This window comes from Methylobacterium sp. R2-1 (assembly GCF_014191355.1).
Classification (GTDB): domain Bacteria; phylum Pseudomonadota; class Alphaproteobacteria; order Rhizobiales; family Beijerinckiaceae; genus Methylobacterium.
Window position 1 is genome coordinate 200,084 of record NZ_JACHWM010000006.1, and the last position, 14,758, is coordinate 214,841.

Consider the following 14,758-nt stretch of genomic DNA (forward strand, 5'->3'; position numbering starts at 1 on the left):
TCCCGTGAGCCAGCCCAACCGGACAGGGGACGATCGGGAAATCCCGCCGCCGGGCAAGGGCGGCTTCGTGCTGGCCGGGCTGATCGCACTGGGCCTCCTGGCTTACGGCGGCTACGGCCACTGGCAGCGGGCAGCCCGGGCCGAGGCGGTGCGCGCCCGGCAGATCGAGTTCGTGCCCAAGGTCCGCACCGAGGAGGCCAAACGCCTCGACGGTCCGATCGAGCTGACCCTGCCGGGCCAGACCGAACCCTTCGCCACCGCACGGATCTACGCCCGCGCTACCGGCTACATCGCCGAGCGGCACGTCGATCTCGGCTCGCGGGTGAAGAAGGGCGACGTGCTCCTGCGCATCGCCGCCCCCGATCTCGACCAGCAGCTCGTCCAGGCCGAGGCGCAGCTCGGTCAGCTCGAGGCGCAGCTCCTGCGGGCCAAGGCCATGGTCGATCAGGCCAAAGCCAATGTGAGCCTCGCCCAGGTCACGAACTCGCGCACCTCGACGCTGGCCGGCCAGGGCTGGGCCTCGAAGCAGACTGCCGACAACACCCAGGCCGGCGTGCTCTCGCAAGCCGCCAATCTTGCCTCGGCGGAGGCCGACGTGAAGGTGGCGCAGGCCAATATCAAGGCGCAGCAGGCGACCGTAGGCCGCCTCAAGGCGCTGACCGGCTTCGAGATCGTCACCGCGCCCTTCGACGGAGTCGTGACGACCCGCAACGTCGATGTCGGCGACCTCGTCCAGGCCGATGCGGGCTCGGGCACGCCGCTCCTGTCGATGGACCGGGACGACGTGCTGCGCATCTCGGTCAACGTGCCGCAGAACGCGGCGGTCGGTGTGCGGCCGGGCATCTCCGCCCAGATCAAGGTGCCGCAGATGCCCGACCGCAGCTTCTCCGGCGAGGTCGAGCGCAGTTCGGTCGCGCTCCTCGCCTCCTCGCGCACGCTCACGACGCAGGTCGATGTGCCCAATCCCGACCGTACCCTGCGGCCCGGCCTTTACGTCTACGTGACGCTGGCGATCCCGCGCACCGGCGGAACCACGGTGGCGGTGCCGGCCGAAGCCCTGGTGTTCAACCAATCCGGCACCCGCGTCGCGGTCGCCCGCGAGGACGACCGCGTCACCTGGACGGATGTCCATATCGCCCGCGACAAGGGCACGGTGGTCGAGGTCGACAAGGGTCTCTCGGGCGGCGAGCGCCTCGTGCTGAGCCCCCCGGCGGATCTCAAGGATGGTGGACGCATCGCCCCCCAGCAGCCGAAATCCGACAAGCCGATGCAGGCCGCGCAGCGATAGGGCTTTCGCGCAGCGCTGATCCCATCCCCGTCCTCATCCTTCGAGGCCCGCTGGCGCGGGCACCTCAGGATGAGGGGGATCGGTGGCTTCACGTCCGTTGGCCTTATCGACAGGTTGCGCGGACGGCCCCGCCCGGCTCACATCCCGTCCGGAAACGCGTCCCACGAGAAGGCTTCAGCCATGAGCGACCTCAAGACCGATCTCAAAACGCTTCGCAGCCTGTCCGGCCTGCCGCCGGAGCCCGCCGCCCTCTCGGGCTCGGCGCTGGTGATGATCGACCTGCAGAACACCTACCGCGAGGGCGTGATGCGACTGGAGGGCGTCGAGCCGGCGATCCGCGAGGCGCAGGCGCTTCTGGAGCGGGCGCGCAAAGCCGGGATCCCGGTCTTCCACGTGCGCCACGATGCCGGGCCGGGCTCGCCCTACGACGTCACCGCCGCCATCGGCCAGATCAGCGACGAGGTCGCTCCGCGCGACGGCGAGGCGGTCATCACCAAGGCCTATCCGAGTTCCTTCGTCGGCACCGACCTGCAGGCGCAGCTAGAGGCGGCGGGCGTCAAGGACGTGATCCTGGCCGGCTTCATGACGCATATGTGCGTGAATTCGACCGCGCGGAGCGCCTTCAACCTCGGTTTCCGCCCGACCGTGGTGGCCTCGGCCACCGCCACCCGCGCCTTGCCGGGGCCGGACGGCGCGACCGTTCCGGCGGCCGCCGTCCAGGCCGCGAGCCTCGCCGCCTTGGGCGATCTGTTCGCGGTGGTGGCGCCGGATGCGGCGGCGATCCGGGAGTAGAGCATCATCCCGAAAGGTGGATCGCGGCTTTCGGAAAAAGATGATGCAAGAACAAGAGCCGAGCGCATGGTCCTGGATTCGGCTTCCAGGACCATGCGCTCGGCGGTTCAGGCCGCGCGGGCGCGAGGCTGTGCGGCCTCGTCGGTCGGCTGCTGCCCGAACATCCGCTGGTAGAGAGCGGCGGGGCTGTGGCTGCGGCCTTCCGAGTCCACGATGCGGACATCGTTCATGCCGGAGGTGGTCAGCGACAGACCCTGCTCCAGGGCGCTCAGCAGTGAGCCGTGCTGCCAGGAATAGACGCGCGAAGCGGTGCCGGCGCTGACGGTGAAGCTCACGAGGCGACATTCCCAATGTTGAGGCCGGCTGGCAACGGAGCCGCCGGATGCGATGAAAGAAGAGGCAGCCCGGATCCGGGTTCCTAAAACTTGAGCTTTAATAGTGGCTCTTGGTTGACGAAGTCTTTGCGGAACCAGCCCCTTTCAGTGGCGGAACCGCGGGCGCCCGGTGGCGGTATGATGGCAGCGGCGCCATTCGCGCCTCGCAGGGTGCCCGGCCGGTCCGCCGCATTGCCGGGGAGCGCCGGGCTCCTCAAGACGGGGACGAGCGGTCTCTCAGGGCCGTTTCCCGACAGCCACAGCGGAGTGACGGAAATGGAATACCGGCAGTTCGGACGCTCGGGCCTCAAGGTGCCGGTGCTCAGCCTCGGCACCGCCACCTTCGGCGGCACGGACGCGTTCTTCCAGAATTGGGGCAGCACCGGCGTGGCCGAGGCGAGCCGCCTGATCGATCTCTGCCTGGATGCGGGCGTCAACTTCCTCGACACCGCCGACCTCTATTCGAGCGGCGACTCGGAAAAGATCCTCGGCGAGGCCATCAAGGGCCGCCGCGACAGGCTCCTGATCTCCACCAAGGCGTCTTTCCGGGTCGGCGAGGACGTGAACGCGGTGGGCTCGTCGCGCCACCATCTGATCCGCGCCTGCGAGGCCAGCCTGAAGCGGCTCCAGACCGACCACATCGACGTCTACTTCATGCACGGCTTCGACGCGCTGACGCCCGTCGAGGAGACCCTGCGGGCCCTCGACGATCTCACCCGTTCGGGCAAGATCGGCTATATCGGCGCCTCGAACTTTTCCGGCTGGCAGTTGATGAAGGCGCTGGCGACCTCGGAGAAGTACGGGCTCGCCCGCTACGTCGTCTATCAGGGCTACTACTCGCTGATCGGCCGCCACTACGAGTGGGAGCTGATGCCGCTCGGACTCGACCAGGGCGTCGGCCTGATGGTGTGGAGCCCGCTCGGCTGGGGCCGGCTCACCGGCAAGATCCGGCGGGGGCAGGCGGCCTCGGGCGGGCGCCTCGCCACGTCGGGCGGCGCGGAGGGCGGTCCCACGGTCTCCGACGATTACCTCTACGACGTGGTGGACGCCCTCGACGCGGTCGCCGCCGAGACCGGCAAGACCGTGCCGCAGGTGGCGCTGAACTGGCTGCTCAGCCGCCCGCCCGTGTGCAACATCGTCATCGGCGCCCGCAACGAGGAGCAGTTGAAGCAGAACCTCGGCGCTGTCGGGTGGTCGCTGACGTCCGACCAGATCGCCCGCCTCGACGCGGCGAGCCGGGAAAACCCGATCTATCCCTACTGGCACCAGATCGGCTTCGATGAGCGCAACCCGAAGCCGACAGCTTGGTGAGGCGGGACGGCCCTGCAGGTCCCTCTCTCCGCCTGTGGGGAGAGGGGATGCAGGCTCGACCGAGGGGCTCCTTCGGCGACCGTTCTACATGCTGATCTCGGGGCCGTGCTTGTCGCCGTCGTCCGGCACGGGTCCGGCCTCGCCCTCCCAGGGCAGGCTCTGCCAGGGCGGCTGGCCGGCGCGGGCCTCGTACTCCTCCAGGGACAAGGTCGTCTCGCCGCCCTCCCCGTCCTGAACCCGGACATGGCTCGGGCGCGGCCGCTTCGGCGGGCAGAGACAGAGGCCCTTGAACGAGGTCGCCATCGTCAAAGGCCCTCCGGCTTCTCGGCCTGGGGCGAGCTTTGCGCGTAGGCGGGTCGCGCCCGCAGGTACCCCTTGAAGCGCAGATACTCGGCGACGATCTCGCAGATCGCCCGGTCCCGCGGAAGGCGCTCGACCGCGCAATGCTCGTCCAGCGCTGCCACGACCTCCGGCGGGAAGGTCAGGATCCCGGCGAGCTTCGGTTCTGCGGGTGAATCGGTCTCGTGTTCGGTGTCGCTCACGCTGTCTGCCCTCCGCCGCTTACACGCCCGATCCGACCGGCGGCACGCCCTGTTCCGGCGTCGGCACGACGCCGAGCCCGTCCGCGTCGCCGGGGCTGGTGGCGCCGAGACGCCGCAGCAGCGCCTCGTAGGTCTGCACCGCCGGGGAGTCCGACTGAAGCTCGCGGGTGTCGGCCAAGAGCCGCCGCACGTCCTCCACGAACAGGTCGCGCGCCTGCCCTCCCCCCGGGCTCGCCTCGAACAGGCGGCTGAGCGCCAGCTCGAACACGCCCAAGAGGAGGCCGAGCCGCTCGGTGTCGTCCGCCATTGTCTTCTCCGGGGCCTCTCCGGGTGTCGTCCCGATCACGTCCATGATCCGGCTGAAGGCTTGAACGCTGGGGATGCGCCCCGCGGTTCCGCCGCCCGCGCTCGCTGACGAATCCAATCTGCCAGAACCGCGCCGCATCGGAGGTCGCAGTCCGGCGCTCTAATCCATGTTGCAGCGCCCCTCTCGCGAGTAGGCAGCCCCGCCCGCGGACCGACGCGCCCCGCCAGGGCGCCGGTGCCGCCGGACGGAGTCTTTCGATCCGTCTCGAACCCTGAGCCGCTCTTGCTGCCCCACTCGCTCCTCCCCCTCGCGCGGTCTCGTACGGCACCCGGGGACGGGCTGTGCCACGGGGCGGAGGATGCGCATGGCGGCTTTCCCACCCGGGCGATTGCCCGGCCGCGCCGGACCGGGCTGCTGGCCGCCCTACGGCATGAACGGCGGCGACCTGCCCCCTTGGCCCGCGGCGCGCCGTTGCGCCTGCGGGTGGAGCGCCGGCTCGGCTACAAGTCGCTGGAATACCTCGCCAGCATCGAGGCCACCGACCGGGTGGACGGGCTCGGCCAGGGCCGGGGCAGCATGGTCTCGGAGATGGGATTTTCTTGGTACGCAGGGATCTGAGCCGGTCTTCAGGTGATCCGCCTGGAAATGCCCTTTCCCCGTACGTGGGGAGAGGGGACGCGCGACAGAAAAGCCTCTCACCCGATCAGCGGCGTGCAGACCGCCCGGCCCTGCCCCGGCAGCGGCACCACCGCGACCTCGACCCCGTAGAGCAGTTGCAGAGTCTCCGGCGTCACCGTCTCCGCCGGACGGCCCAGCGCGACGAGGCGCCCGCCGTGCAGCAGCGCGACCCGATCGGCGCAGAGGAAGGCGTGGCCGGGATCGTGGGTGGAGAGAACCACGGCGATACCGCTCCGTGAGAGGCGCCGCACCTGGGTCAGCACCCGGGCCTGATTGCCGAAATCGAGGCTCGCGGTCGGCTCGTCCATCACCAGGAGCCGCGGCTCGCCGGCCAAGGCGCGGGCGATCAGCGCGAGCTGGCGCTCGCCGCCGCTGATCTCGGTGTAGACCCGCTCCGCCAGATGGCCGATGCCCAGCGTGGCCAGCGCCTGCTCGGCCGCCGCGCGGTCGGCCGGGCCGGGGCTCGCGAAGGCGGGAAGCCGGCTGGCGCGGCCCATCAGCACCACCTCGCGGACGGTGAAGGGGAAGAAGGCGGCGTGCGCCTGCGGCACGTAGGCGATTGCTTTCGCGACTTCGCGGCGTGGCAGCTCCGACAGGTCGACACCGTCCAAGAGGACGCGACCGGCGAGCGGGCGCAGCAGGCCGAGCAGAGTCTTGAACAGGGTGGTCTTGCCGCCGCCATTCGGCCCCAGCAGGCAGAGCGCCTCGCTGTCCCGAAGCGTCAGGCTGACGCCGGCGCCGACCGTGCGGGCGCCGTAGCCGAAGGCGAGATCCTGGACCTCCAGGATCATGCCCAGCCCCGCTTTCCGGCGGCCAGCAGCCAGAGGAAGAACGGCACGCCGACGAGCGCCGTCAGGATGCCGAGCGGCACCTCGATCGTGGCCATGGTGCGGGCCATCAGATCGACCGCGGTGAGGTAGGCCGCCCCGAGCAGCATCGAGGCCGGCAGCAGACGGCGGAAATCCGGCCCGACCAGCAGGCGGGCGACGTGCGGCACGATCAGCCCGATCCAGCCGATCACCCCCGTCACCGAGACCGCGGCGGCGGTCACCAGCGTCGCGCCCGCCACCAGAACCGGGCGCAGCCGGCGCGTCTCCAGCCCGAGCGCCCTCGCCTCCTCGTCGCCGAGGCTCATCAGGTTCACGCGCCAGCGCAGCAGCACCAGGGGAATGAGCCCGAGCGCCATCGCCGGCAGGATCGCGGCGATGTCGCTCGCCGTGACGGAGGCGAGGCTGCCGAGCAGCCAGAAGGTGATGGCGGGCAATTGGTTGTAGGGGTCGGCGAGCACCTTGAGGAGCGAGATCCCGGCCCCGAGCAGCGCCCCCACGGCGACGCCCGCGAGCACCAGCGTCAGCACCGGATCGTGCCGGCGCACCGCGAGGCCGACGGCGTAGACGGCGCCGACCGCGGCGAGCCCTCCGGCGAAGGCGAGCCCCTGGATCGCCGCCACCGGCAGGGCGAGTACGATGCCGAGCACCGCGCCGAGGCTCGCCCCCGCCGAAACCCCGAGGATGTCCGGCGAGACGAGGGGATTGCGGAGCAGTCCCTGATAGGTTGCCCCCGCCGCCGCGAGCCCCGCCCCGACCACGAGCGCTCCGAACACTCGCGGCAGGCGCACCTGCAGCACGACGGTCTGCGCGGCGGGATCGAGCGAGGGGACCTGGCCGAAGAGCTTGGCGGTGAGCACCCAGAAAACGTCGGCGAGCGGCACGGGGTAGCGGCCGATGCCGAGCGAAACCAGCACGAGGAGGATCAGCGCGATCGGGGCCAGGGCCGCCAGCGGGAGGAGGCGCCGCCTTGCGGACGGCGTGGATGCGACGGGGCTCGCGACCTCGCTCACCGGGTCGGCCCCGGTCCGGCGGCGTCGCGCAGGAGGCGGTCGAGCTGCGCGGGCGTGAGCTCGACCCGGTAGAAGCGCCGGTAGAAGTCGCGCACGGCGTCACCGAGCGTCTGCGAGAACTGTTCGGGGAAGAACAGCCCGGCGAGCCAGCGCAGGCCGATCAGGCGGTTGACCCCCGGCGGCGCATCGACCCAGCCGAAGGGCAGCGTCGGCACCGCGTGGACGCGGCCCTCGCGCACCGCCTTCAGCCCGTTCCAGAGCGGGTCGGCGGCGGCGAGCTTCGGGAAATCGGGATCGAGGGCGATGATCACGTCCGGGTTCCAGACCAGCACCTGCTCGGGCGAGACCGCGGCGAGACCGCCCGCGCCGGCCCCGGCCACGTTGCGCCCGCCCGCCGCCTCGATGATCTCGGTGTTGATCGAACCGGACAGACCCGTCTCCAGCCCGCGGGGGCCGCGACCGTAATAAACGCGTGGGCGCTTCTCCTCCGGCACCGCGGCCACCGCCTCGGCCACCGACTTCAGGATCGTCTCCGACGCCGCGGCGAGCGCTTCGCCCTCCTCCGGCAGGCCGACCAGCGCGCCGAGGGTGCGGTAGGTTTCGGGCGTCGCCTTGAAGCGCCCGTCGAGCAGCAGGTAGGGAATACCGGTCTGCGCCTGAACCCGGTCGGCGAGGGAGGCGTAGGTCGCCGCCGTGCTGCCGACATCGACGATGAGGTCGGGCTTGAGCGCCAGCACTGACTCGACATTGGCGCTGCCGCCCCGCCCCGTCAGCCGCCCGGTGGCGGGCAGGTCGCGGATGGCGGGCGCCAGGAAGTCCCGCTCCTCCGGGCTCGGCGTGCGCGGCCAGCCGATCATCTTGTCGGGTGCCAGGGTGGAGAGCAGGACCGCCGCGGGCGGGCCGGCGGCGAGCACCCGGAGCACCCGATCCGGCACCTCGACCCGGCGCCCGGCGGCGTCGGTGAAGGGCCGGGCCGCCGCGAGAGAGGACCACAGGAGGGCGGGCCACAGGCAGGCGAGCGCGAGAAGGCAGCGGAGCAGCGGCATCGGGGAAGGCGTCTCCCGTGATCGGACGCTACCTATAGAGCATCGTCCCGAAAGGTGGCCGCCGGCTTTCGGAGAAAGACGATGCAGACAGGGAGTATCGTCCGCCCCTGAACCGCGCCGGCCCTCTCGGGTTGGCCAAGCGCCCATATCCGCCCGGCCATCCCCTATCGACCTCACGCGAGCTTGCCCCGAACGATGCCCGATCCGGCCGTCAGCCATCGCCATATCGACCTCCGCGGACTGCGCCTGCACGTCGCCGAGGCGGGGCCGGCGGACGGGCCGCCGACCATCCTGCTGCACGGCTTTCCCGAATTCTGGTTCGGCTGGCGGCATCAGATCGAGCCGCTCGCGCGGAGCGGCCTGCGCCTCTTCATCCCCGATCAGCGCGGCTACGGCCTGAGCGACCGCCCCAACGGCGTCGCCGCCTACCATCTCGACCGACTCGCCCAAGACGTGATCGCGCTCGCCGATGCCTGCGGGCTAGCGCGCTTCAACCTCGTCGGGCACGATTGGGGCGGGCTCGTCGCGTTCTGGGTGGCGAGTTTCCACCCCGAGCGGGTCGAGCGGCTCGCGGCGCTGAACGCCTGCCATCCGGGCGTGTTCGGCCCCTATCTCCGGCGCCATCCGGGGCAGGCCCTGCGCAGCGCCTATGCCGGCTTCTTCCAGCTTCCCCTGCTGCCCGAACGGGTGCTGACAGCGCGGGAGGGTCGCCTCCTGCGGGCACTGATGCGCCGGTCGAGCGCGCCCGGAACCTTCACCGAGGCCGACCTCGACATCTACGCGCGGGAATGGCTGCGCCCCGGCGCGATCACCGCGATGCTGAACTGGTATCGGGCGCTTGCCCGCCTGACCCGCGAGCGGCACCCGCCGAAGGTCACGGCGCCGACGCTGATCCTGTGGGGCGAGCGCGATCAGGCACTCCAGACGGGCCTTGCCGAGGCGAGTCTGGACCTGTGCGAGCGGGGTCGCCTGCAGCGTTTTCCGCAGGCGACCCATTGGGTGCAGCACGACGCACCGGAGGCGGTCAACGCGGCGCTGATCGACTTCCTGCGGCAGCCGTAAGACGGGTTACCTCAGAGGAATGCCGGGGCTCTGCCCCGGCACCCCGCCAAAGGGATGATCCCTTTGGAATCCCGCGATGGCGAGAGCCGATCAGCGGCCGCTCATGCCGGCGCCGCCCTCGGTGCCGCCGCGCGAACCGGACTGCATCCCGCCGCGCTGCTCGCTGCCGCGGTTGCCGCCCGTGTTGCCCATGCCGCCGCCCTGCTCGGAGGCGTTGCGGACGCCGCCGCGCTCGTTGCCCTCACCGCGCATGCCGACATTGCGCGTGCCCTCGCCGCCGCGGCCCTGCTCCATCGAGCGTCCGCCGCGCTCGGCCCCGCGGGCCTGGTCGGAGGCGCGCATCTCGTTGCGCTCGCTGCCACGGGTCTCGCTGCTGCGGCTGCGCAGATCGGTACGGGTCTCCGACCCACGGACTTCGTTGCGCTCGCGGAAGCCCGCATTGACCGTGCCGCCACGCCGCTCGGTGGTCGAGACGGTGGTGGAGAGGCGGCGGTACTCGGGCGAGCCGTACACGACGCGCTGGCCGCGGATCGTCACGGTGCGGCGCGACTCGCCGACGCTGACGAGGCGGCGATATTCCGGCGAGCCGTAGATCACCCGCTGGCCGCGGATGGTGACGTAGCGGCGCGGACCGGTGCTGCGGCGCTCGGTAACGATCAGGCGGCGGTACTCGGGCGAGCCATACACGACGCGTTGGCCGCCGATGAAGACGTAGCGGCCCTCGCGGCGGTAGCCGCCGTCGACGGTGGTGGACCGCACATCGGTGCGGCTGCTGATATGCGTGCGATCATGGCTCCGATCGTGGACCCGGTCGGTCCGCTCGGCGCGCGCGCTGTTGCGGACCGTGTCGCCCCGCTCACCGCGCTCGGCGCTGTCACGGCCGACCTGGCCTTCCATGCCGCGATCCGAACCGCGCTCGCCGCGTGCCATGCCGCCGCGGTTCGCCTCGCCCTGGTCCCGATCGCCCCGAGCGGCGCTGCGCTCGGCGCCCGTGGCGCTTCCGCCCCCGCGGGCCTCGCTCCCCCTGGCCTCCATGCCGCCGCGCGCACCGCCCGACATCCCGGATTGTCCGCCGGACTGCTCGGTGCCGCCCCGCAGACCGCCGCGCTCGGACCCACCGGTTGCCGCGGTCTGAGCGTAGACCGACGTGCTCATCAGCAGCGCGGCAAGACCCATCGCAATCGTCTTCATAGCGTTACCTCCGAAACTTGAGACGCCTCAAAACGTCACAAGTGTCGAAAGGGTTCTGCGGAAAACGCACGAATGGAAAAACTCCAATCCAGCGCATAATCTTTTGACTTATGTAAATAAGCTTGGCTGTGGCAGACCGACTATGGCTAAGCTTACGCTGCTTCGTCTTGCGTCGCAGGCGCTGCCTCGAGAGTGGCTCGCTCCGTCGTTGCGGAGGAACTGCCAAGGTTGACTGACACTTCGGTCCCGCCGCCACCGAGAGACGATCGGATCTGAGATCGCATAGACCGTTCTGCTAGGCTCATCCCCGATACGCGTCTGCGAAGGCTCAAGCCTTGACCGCTGCGGAAAGGTCAGATTGCCAGGCGCAGGCGATATTCGCCTTCAGAACGGGTGTAGCCCGAAGGCTGGTTCATGATATGCTGAACGTATGAAATACCGGCCGGCTGATGCGCCAAGCCTCTGCCACCATTTGGCTTTCCGCGCCGGGAAAACCTGGTGGAGCTGAGGGGATTCGAACTCCCCGTCAGATAAGCCATTGGCAATCAACAATCTCCTTGCCTGATCTGGGTTTAAGGGTATCGTACTGGGGTACGCGGACGGGTACGCAGGAGTGGGGCGATGCCGAAGGGTTCCCGGAACGACACGCGGTGGCTGGAGGCCCATCACGGCAGCTGGCGGGTGACGGTCGCCGTCCCGCGCGAGCTCCAGAAGACCTTGGGCACGCGACTGAAGAGGCCCCTGAACACGGACTCGCTCAGCTTGGCGAACCGTCTGAAGTTCAAGGTCGTCGCCGAGCTGAAGGAGCGGATCGAGCTCGCGCGAGAGGCGGCCCTTGGCAGTCCGCGCGGCGTTATGCGCGAGGCCGCGGGAATCGCCGAGCTTTCCAGGCGGGTGACCTGCGATGAGGAGCGGGACGAGCTCCAGGCCGCGATCCGCGAGCGGGCCGCGGAGATCGTCGGTCCTGAGGCTCGGGAGATCGTCGACCCGCGCACAGGCGAGGTTTTTCCGCTTCCCGACCCCGGACGCGCTGCCTTGGCAGCCGACTTCGTGGCCGTCGCGAACGGTCGCGCCACCCCGCTTGCCACGCACCATGCCGAGTTCATCGAGCAGGGCGGCAACACGATGCGCACCCGTGCGGACGACGTCCGGGCGCTCCAGTATCTCAGCGATTGGTGCCGGCGCGAGCGCCTGCCAGTCACTTTGGAGGCCATCACCCCGACAGTCGCCCTGCGGTTCAAGCGCGCCTTGGGCGAGCTTGCCGGTGGCATCGAGCCCGCGACCCAGAAGAAGTACCTCGGGCGCCTGTCGGTCTACTGGGACTACATGGCAGAGAACGAATACGTCGGGGCGAACGTCTGGGCGGGCCTGAAGGTCAAGCGGAAGAAGGTCGACTCTCGGGAGGAGGAGCGTGCCTTCACGGACGACGAGGTGCGGCGCCTCCTAGAGGGCCCCGCCCCGGCGAAGCTGAAGGACGTGATGATGATCGGCGCGCTCACCGGGGCCCGGCTCGACGCCGTCGTCGACCTGAAGGTCAAGCACTGCATCGATGGGGCCTTCACCTTCAAGCCACAGAAGAAGGAGCGCTCCGAGCGCGATGTGCCGATCCACCCGGCCCTTGTCGAGATCGTCGCAAAGCGGTCGGCGGGCAAGGGGCCGGAAGAGGACCTGTTCCCGGAGTGGCCGAAGCCGCGCAAGGCCGGCTCGCTGCGCGAGCGCTCGTTCAAGACCTCGAACGCGTTCACGGCCTACCGACGAGAGGTCGGGGTCGACCACGTGCTGCCGGGTAAGAGGCGCTCGCTGGTCAATTTCCACAGCTTCCGCCGCTGGTTCATCACCAAGTCGGAGCAGGCCGACGTCCCGGAGCCGCTGATCGCGGCCATCGTCGGCCACAAGCGCACCGGTATCACCCTCGGACGGTACTCCCAGGGACCAGCGATGAGGCAGGCACGCCGGGCGGTCGCGAAGGTCAAGCTCCCGCCGCTCGACGGCGGCCCCGTGCGCGAGATCAGGGGCCTACGGCCGGCGGCCTGATAATGGCCTTCGCCGTGCCCGGTTGGCATGGGCTGGCTTGACCCGCAAGATCGATCCCGGCGGCCTTCGTCGGAGGTAACTTGCCGGCCTTGCCGTTTGGCAAACCCGGGTTGAGCCGGGTGCAACAGATGTCCTCATATGCTGTGGTCCGTCGTCTCCACCTCCTGCCCACCTCATCCCATCACACGGCGAAAGATGCCCGACCGGCGCAGGCATTGTATGGACGCGACCATCCCTGAGATTGTCGAACAGGAAGGCATGGCGCGGGAGATCGTCGAATTGGCGCCCGGTCTCGCGCAGGACGGCCGTCATGCGACCGCAGCGATGCTTGGGACGACGGGTTGCCGCCGGGTCAGAGGCATGGACTTGCGTGGCAAGCCGGTCGACCTAAGACCGAGAGGACGCTGGCGTTGAAGAACGGCAGTGCGCCGGACGAGCGCTGGAACCTGCGCAAGGGTGGGGAGCGGTTCCGGGCCAGTGGCGAGCACATGCCCCTGAGGGCTGATGATGGCTCCGTGCAGAGTGTCGTGAAGATCCTGCGCGACCGCACCCAGCAGCGCACCGAAGCCGCCGAACGCAACGCCAGTGAGCTGCGCTTCCGCTCGCTCGTCGAGGTCAGTCTACAAGTGGTCTGGTTCGGCGATGCCGCCAGCAACATCACCTACTGTAATCCGATCTGGTACGAGTTCCCAGGCTGACGCCGGGCGACACCAGCGGTGCGGGATGGGCCAGCGTGATCCATCCAGGCCACCATAGCGCATGCTAAAGGTTTGGTGGCATGCGGTCGAAACCCGGGGCCCTACGAGGCCGAGATCCCGATCCGCCGCGCCAGCGATGGCCATTTCCGCTGGTTCCTCGCGCGGGGTCGGCCCGTACGCGACACCGCTGGCACAATAGAATGTTGGATCGGCATCACCCTTGACATCTGCGATCGCACCCCGCCTCGCTCAGGTGTTCCGGCAAGTGCTGCTCGACAGCCGAGAGGCGGACGGCGTCCGAGCTTGGCCGCATGGCGCGGAGAACGCCGAGGTGCAGGCCGTGGCGCTCGCCAGCGTGCGCGTCCGCTTCGTAGACCTCTACCCGGCTGAGGGCGACGACGAAGAGAGGCGCACCGACGCCAAGCGCAAGGCTTTCAAGCGCGCCCTCGACAGCGCTACGCGGCACGACCTAATCGGCAGCGTGAGCTTCGCGGCCTCGGCACATCTGGCTCCAGACAGCAGCAGAATAGTGGTTCGCGAGAATGCAAGCCTCGCTCAAGATCTTTCGTCGTCTTCGCCGCCGGCTTCGGCACTTGTCCGATAAGCATCGCGGATGTTTTTAAGTTCTTTGACTATGTCATCTGCGCTCATCGTGCTTGTATTCAATGCAAGTACCTGTCCGAGCGATGGTGCGTGCTTTGAAAGCTCATCTTTTGTTGGTTTGTGCCAGATCGGCAATAGGCGACCATTCCCGCTTGCTACCTTGTCCAGCAATCCATCTAATTCATATTGTGTTCACGGCTTTGAGAAGAACGAGGGTGATAGGACCGCAATGCCGAAATAAGAACTTGCCAAGCCAGCATCGATCTTCTGCCGGATGCTGTCGCCCCATTGCAGAGAAAACTTGTCGTACCAAACCTTGATGCCGGCATCGCGTGCCTTTGTAGCCAAATCTTTGACGAAGTCCTCTTTGTCCTCCCAAGCGTGAGAGATGAACACGTCATATGCCTCTTCCTCGCCGGGTGGGGCAGTAGGCTTGAAGGCCGGTGTGCTTGAGGCTTGCACTTCCAACTGCTCGGCTACCTGCGTTTCGAGGTCGCGAATCCTCTGCTGAAGGTTACTATTGACCCTTGCGGCAGCGGCTTCCCGCCGTTGCTGTTGCTGGTTTTCGGTCTTGCGCCGCGTTTCGTCATCAAGCCGCCGCCTGTCATCAGCCGCAGCGGTCTTCTTGCGCTCAGTCTCTTCGTCCTTGGCGATCTTCGCCTGCAACCGCGCAGCATCCTGTGTTTTCGACGCCGCTTGTGTCGCGTGCTTGGCTTGGTTTGCCTGAACTATCGTAAGGTTTCGCTCCTCGCGCTCTGCCGTGCTGTAGTATGATTTGGCAGAACTTGGCGAGCTCGCTTTTCGGGCAGACGCATTTGCGCTTGCTATTTTCTTCTGCGCATCGGCGGCGTTCTTCGCCTCCTTGGCTTCTTTGGTCCGAAGCTCGGATATCTCTTTGTTCAATCGCGCAAGGTTCGAGCGATCGGCCGCCAGTGACATGCATGCCCTCCGTAGTTCTGGCACATGCTGCGACAGGGATTGCGGTCGGCGCA

The 14,758-nt window shown here is 68.7% G+C and carries 17 protein-coding genes and 2 pseudogenes; 9 read left to right on the forward strand and 10 right to left on the reverse strand.

The window, feature by feature from the left end; all coding sequences use genetic code 11:
* Positions 1–4: 4 nt before the first annotated feature.
* Both FHU13_RS10870 and FHU13_RS10875 read left to right on the forward strand, forming a co-directional pair.
* Positions 5–1,288, forward strand: coding sequence for an efflux RND transporter periplasmic adaptor subunit (locus tag FHU13_RS10870; RefSeq protein ID WP_183435864.1), 1,284 nt, complete (start codon positions 5–7; stop codon positions 1,286–1,288).
* Between the two features lie 180 nt (positions 1,289–1,468).
* Positions 1,469–2,080, forward strand: a complete 612-nt coding sequence (locus FHU13_RS10875; protein WP_183435865.1) for a cysteine hydrolase family protein — start codon at positions 1,469–1,471, stop codon at positions 2,078–2,080.
* Positions 2,081–2,187: 107 nt separating this feature from the next.
* Here the strand turns inward: FHU13_RS10875 and FHU13_RS10880 are convergent, their stop codons facing one another.
* Entirely contained in the window at positions 2,188–2,415 is a 228-nt protein-coding gene (locus FHU13_RS10880) for a hypothetical protein (RefSeq protein ID WP_183435866.1), read from the reverse strand.
* 315 nt (positions 2,416–2,730) lie between these two features.
* Here FHU13_RS10880 and FHU13_RS10885 point away from each other — a divergent pair, with 315 nt between their 5' ends.
* Entirely contained in the window at positions 2,731–3,765 is a 1,035-nt protein-coding gene (locus tag FHU13_RS10885) for an aldo/keto reductase (RefSeq protein ID WP_183435867.1), read from the forward strand.
* Between the two features lie 84 nt (positions 3,766–3,849).
* On the opposite strand, the gene FHU13_RS10890 is transcribed toward FHU13_RS10885, so the two are convergent.
* From FHU13_RS10890 to FHU13_RS10900, 3 genes are read right to left on the reverse strand one after another with little or no spacing between them, the layout of a single operon-like run.
* Positions 3,850–4,068 carry a hypothetical protein gene (locus FHU13_RS10890; protein WP_183435868.1) on the reverse strand — a complete coding sequence of 73 codons (219 nt, stop codon included), beginning with the start codon at positions 4,066–4,068 and terminating at the stop codon, positions 3,850–3,852.
* A 2-nt stretch (positions 4,069–4,070) separates the two neighbouring features.
* Positions 4,071–4,307 carry a hypothetical protein gene (locus tag FHU13_RS10895; RefSeq protein ID WP_183435869.1) on the reverse strand — a complete coding sequence of 79 codons (237 nt, stop codon included), beginning with the start codon at positions 4,305–4,307 and terminating at the stop codon, positions 4,071–4,073.
* A 19-nt stretch (positions 4,308–4,326) separates the two neighbouring features.
* On the reverse strand, positions 4,327–4,614 hold the full coding sequence (locus tag FHU13_RS10900) for a hypothetical protein (RefSeq protein WP_183435870.1): 288 nt from the start codon (positions 4,612–4,614) through the stop codon (positions 4,327–4,329).
* Positions 4,615–5,038: 424 nt separating this feature from the next.
* Between FHU13_RS10900 and FHU13_RS10905 the strand changes: the two are divergent.
* Positions 5,039–5,232 (forward strand): annotated as a pseudogene (locus tag FHU13_RS10905) (molybdopterin-dependent oxidoreductase); the annotation flags it as partial.
* Between the two features lie 77 nt (positions 5,233–5,309).
* On the opposite strand, the gene FHU13_RS10910 reads toward FHU13_RS10905, so the two are convergent.
* From FHU13_RS10910 to FHU13_RS10920, 3 genes are read right to left on the reverse strand one after another with little or no spacing between them, the layout of a single operon-like run.
* Positions 5,310–6,083 (reverse strand): ABC transporter ATP-binding protein, encoded by a 774-nt coding sequence (locus tag FHU13_RS10910; protein ID WP_183435871.1) that lies wholly within the window; start codon positions 6,081–6,083, stop codon positions 5,310–5,312.
* Positions 6,080–7,132 (reverse strand): iron ABC transporter permease, encoded by a 1,053-nt coding sequence (locus FHU13_RS10915; protein WP_183435872.1) that lies wholly within the window; start codon positions 7,130–7,132, stop codon positions 6,080–6,082. Before FHU13_RS10915 ends, FHU13_RS10910 begins: the two co-directional genes overlap by 4 nt.
* Positions 7,129–8,178: an iron ABC transporter substrate-binding protein gene (locus FHU13_RS10920; RefSeq protein ID WP_183435873.1), complete on the reverse strand. Its 1,050-nt coding sequence runs from the start codon at positions 8,176–8,178 to the stop codon at positions 7,129–7,131. Before FHU13_RS10920 ends, FHU13_RS10915 begins: the two co-directional genes overlap by 4 nt.
* Positions 8,179–8,373: 195 nt before the next feature.
* On the opposite strand from FHU13_RS10920, the gene FHU13_RS10925 reads away from it, so the two are divergent.
* The gene (locus FHU13_RS10925) at positions 8,374–9,240 is read left to right on the forward strand and encodes an alpha/beta fold hydrolase (protein ID WP_183435874.1); all 867 of its coding nucleotides are present in this window, start codon (positions 8,374–8,376) and stop codon (positions 9,238–9,240) included.
* Positions 9,241–9,330: 90 nt separating this feature from the next.
* On the opposite strand, the gene FHU13_RS10930 is transcribed toward FHU13_RS10925, so the two are convergent.
* Entirely contained in the window at positions 9,331–10,431 is a 1,101-nt protein-coding gene (locus FHU13_RS10930) for a hypothetical protein (protein WP_183435875.1), read from the reverse strand.
* 621 nt (positions 10,432–11,052) lie between these two features.
* On the opposite strand from FHU13_RS10930, the gene FHU13_RS10935 reads away from it, so the two are divergent.
* The 4 genes and pseudogenes from FHU13_RS10935 (at position 11,053) to FHU13_RS27695 (ending at position 13,767) form a co-directional block, all read left to right on the forward strand.
* Complete coding sequence (locus FHU13_RS10935) at positions 11,053–12,465, forward strand: tyrosine-type recombinase/integrase (RefSeq protein ID WP_183435876.1); 1,413 nt, start codon at positions 11,053–11,055, stop codon at positions 12,463–12,465.
* 410 nt (positions 12,466–12,875) lie between these two features.
* The gene (locus FHU13_RS27685; RefSeq protein WP_246714605.1) at positions 12,876–13,163 is read left to right on the forward strand and encodes a PAS domain-containing protein; all 288 of its coding nucleotides are present in this window, start codon (positions 12,876–12,878) and stop codon (positions 13,161–13,163) included.
* Between the two features lie 75 nt (positions 13,164–13,238).
* Positions 13,239–13,367: pseudogene (locus FHU13_RS28225) on the forward strand (PAS domain-containing protein); the annotation flags it as partial.
* Positions 13,368–13,383: 16 nt separating this feature from the next.
* Entirely contained in the window at positions 13,384–13,767 is a 384-nt protein-coding gene (locus FHU13_RS27695; RefSeq protein ID WP_246714620.1) for a hypothetical protein, read from the forward strand.
* On the opposite strand, the gene FHU13_RS10945 is transcribed toward FHU13_RS27695, so the two are convergent.
* Positions 13,719–13,937, reverse strand: a complete 219-nt coding sequence (locus FHU13_RS10945) for a hypothetical protein (RefSeq protein WP_183435877.1) — start codon at positions 13,935–13,937, stop codon at positions 13,719–13,721. The two genes, FHU13_RS27695 and FHU13_RS10945, sit on opposite strands and share 49 nt — an antisense overlap.
* A gap of 21 nt (positions 13,938–13,958) precedes the next feature.
* A complete protein-coding gene (locus FHU13_RS10950; RefSeq protein WP_183435878.1) occupies positions 13,959–14,705 on the reverse strand; it encodes a toll/interleukin-1 receptor domain-containing protein in 747 nt (248 codons plus the stop codon).
* Between the last annotated feature and the right edge of the window lie 53 nt (positions 14,706–14,758).

Coding starts and splice junctions, on each gene's coding strand:
- FHU13_RS10875 (WP_183435865.1), top strand. CDS start 1,469: ATGAGCGACCTCAAGACCGATCTCAAAACGCTTCGCAGCCTGTCCGGC.
- FHU13_RS10885 (WP_183435867.1), top strand. CDS start 2,731: ATGGAATACCGGCAGTTCGGACGCTCGGGCCTCAAGGTGCCGGTGCTC.
- FHU13_RS10890 (WP_183435868.1), bottom strand. CDS start 4,068: ATGGCGACCTCGTTCAAGGGCCTCTGTCTCTGCCCGCCGAAGCGGCCG.
- FHU13_RS10900 (WP_183435870.1), bottom strand. CDS start 4,614: ATGGCGGACGACACCGAGCGGCTCGGCCTCCTCTTGGGCGTGTTCGAG.
- FHU13_RS10910 (WP_183435871.1), bottom strand. CDS start 6,083: ATGATCCTGGAGGTCCAGGATCTCGCCTTCGGCTACGGCGCCCGCACG.
- FHU13_RS10920 (WP_183435873.1), bottom strand. CDS start 8,178: ATGCCGCTGCTCCGCTGCCTTCTCGCGCTCGCCTGCCTGTGGCCCGCC.
- FHU13_RS10925 (WP_183435874.1), top strand. CDS start 8,374: ATGCCCGATCCGGCCGTCAGCCATCGCCATATCGACCTCCGCGGACTG.
- FHU13_RS10930 (WP_183435875.1), bottom strand. CDS start 10,431: ATGAAGACGATTGCGATGGGTCTTGCCGCGCTGCTGATGAGCACGTCG.
- FHU13_RS10935 (WP_183435876.1), top strand. CDS start 11,053: ATGCCGAAGGGTTCCCGGAACGACACGCGGTGGCTGGAGGCCCATCAC.
- FHU13_RS10950 (WP_183435878.1), bottom strand. CDS start 14,705: ATGTCACTGGCGGCCGATCGCTCGAACCTTGCGCGATTGAACAAAGAG.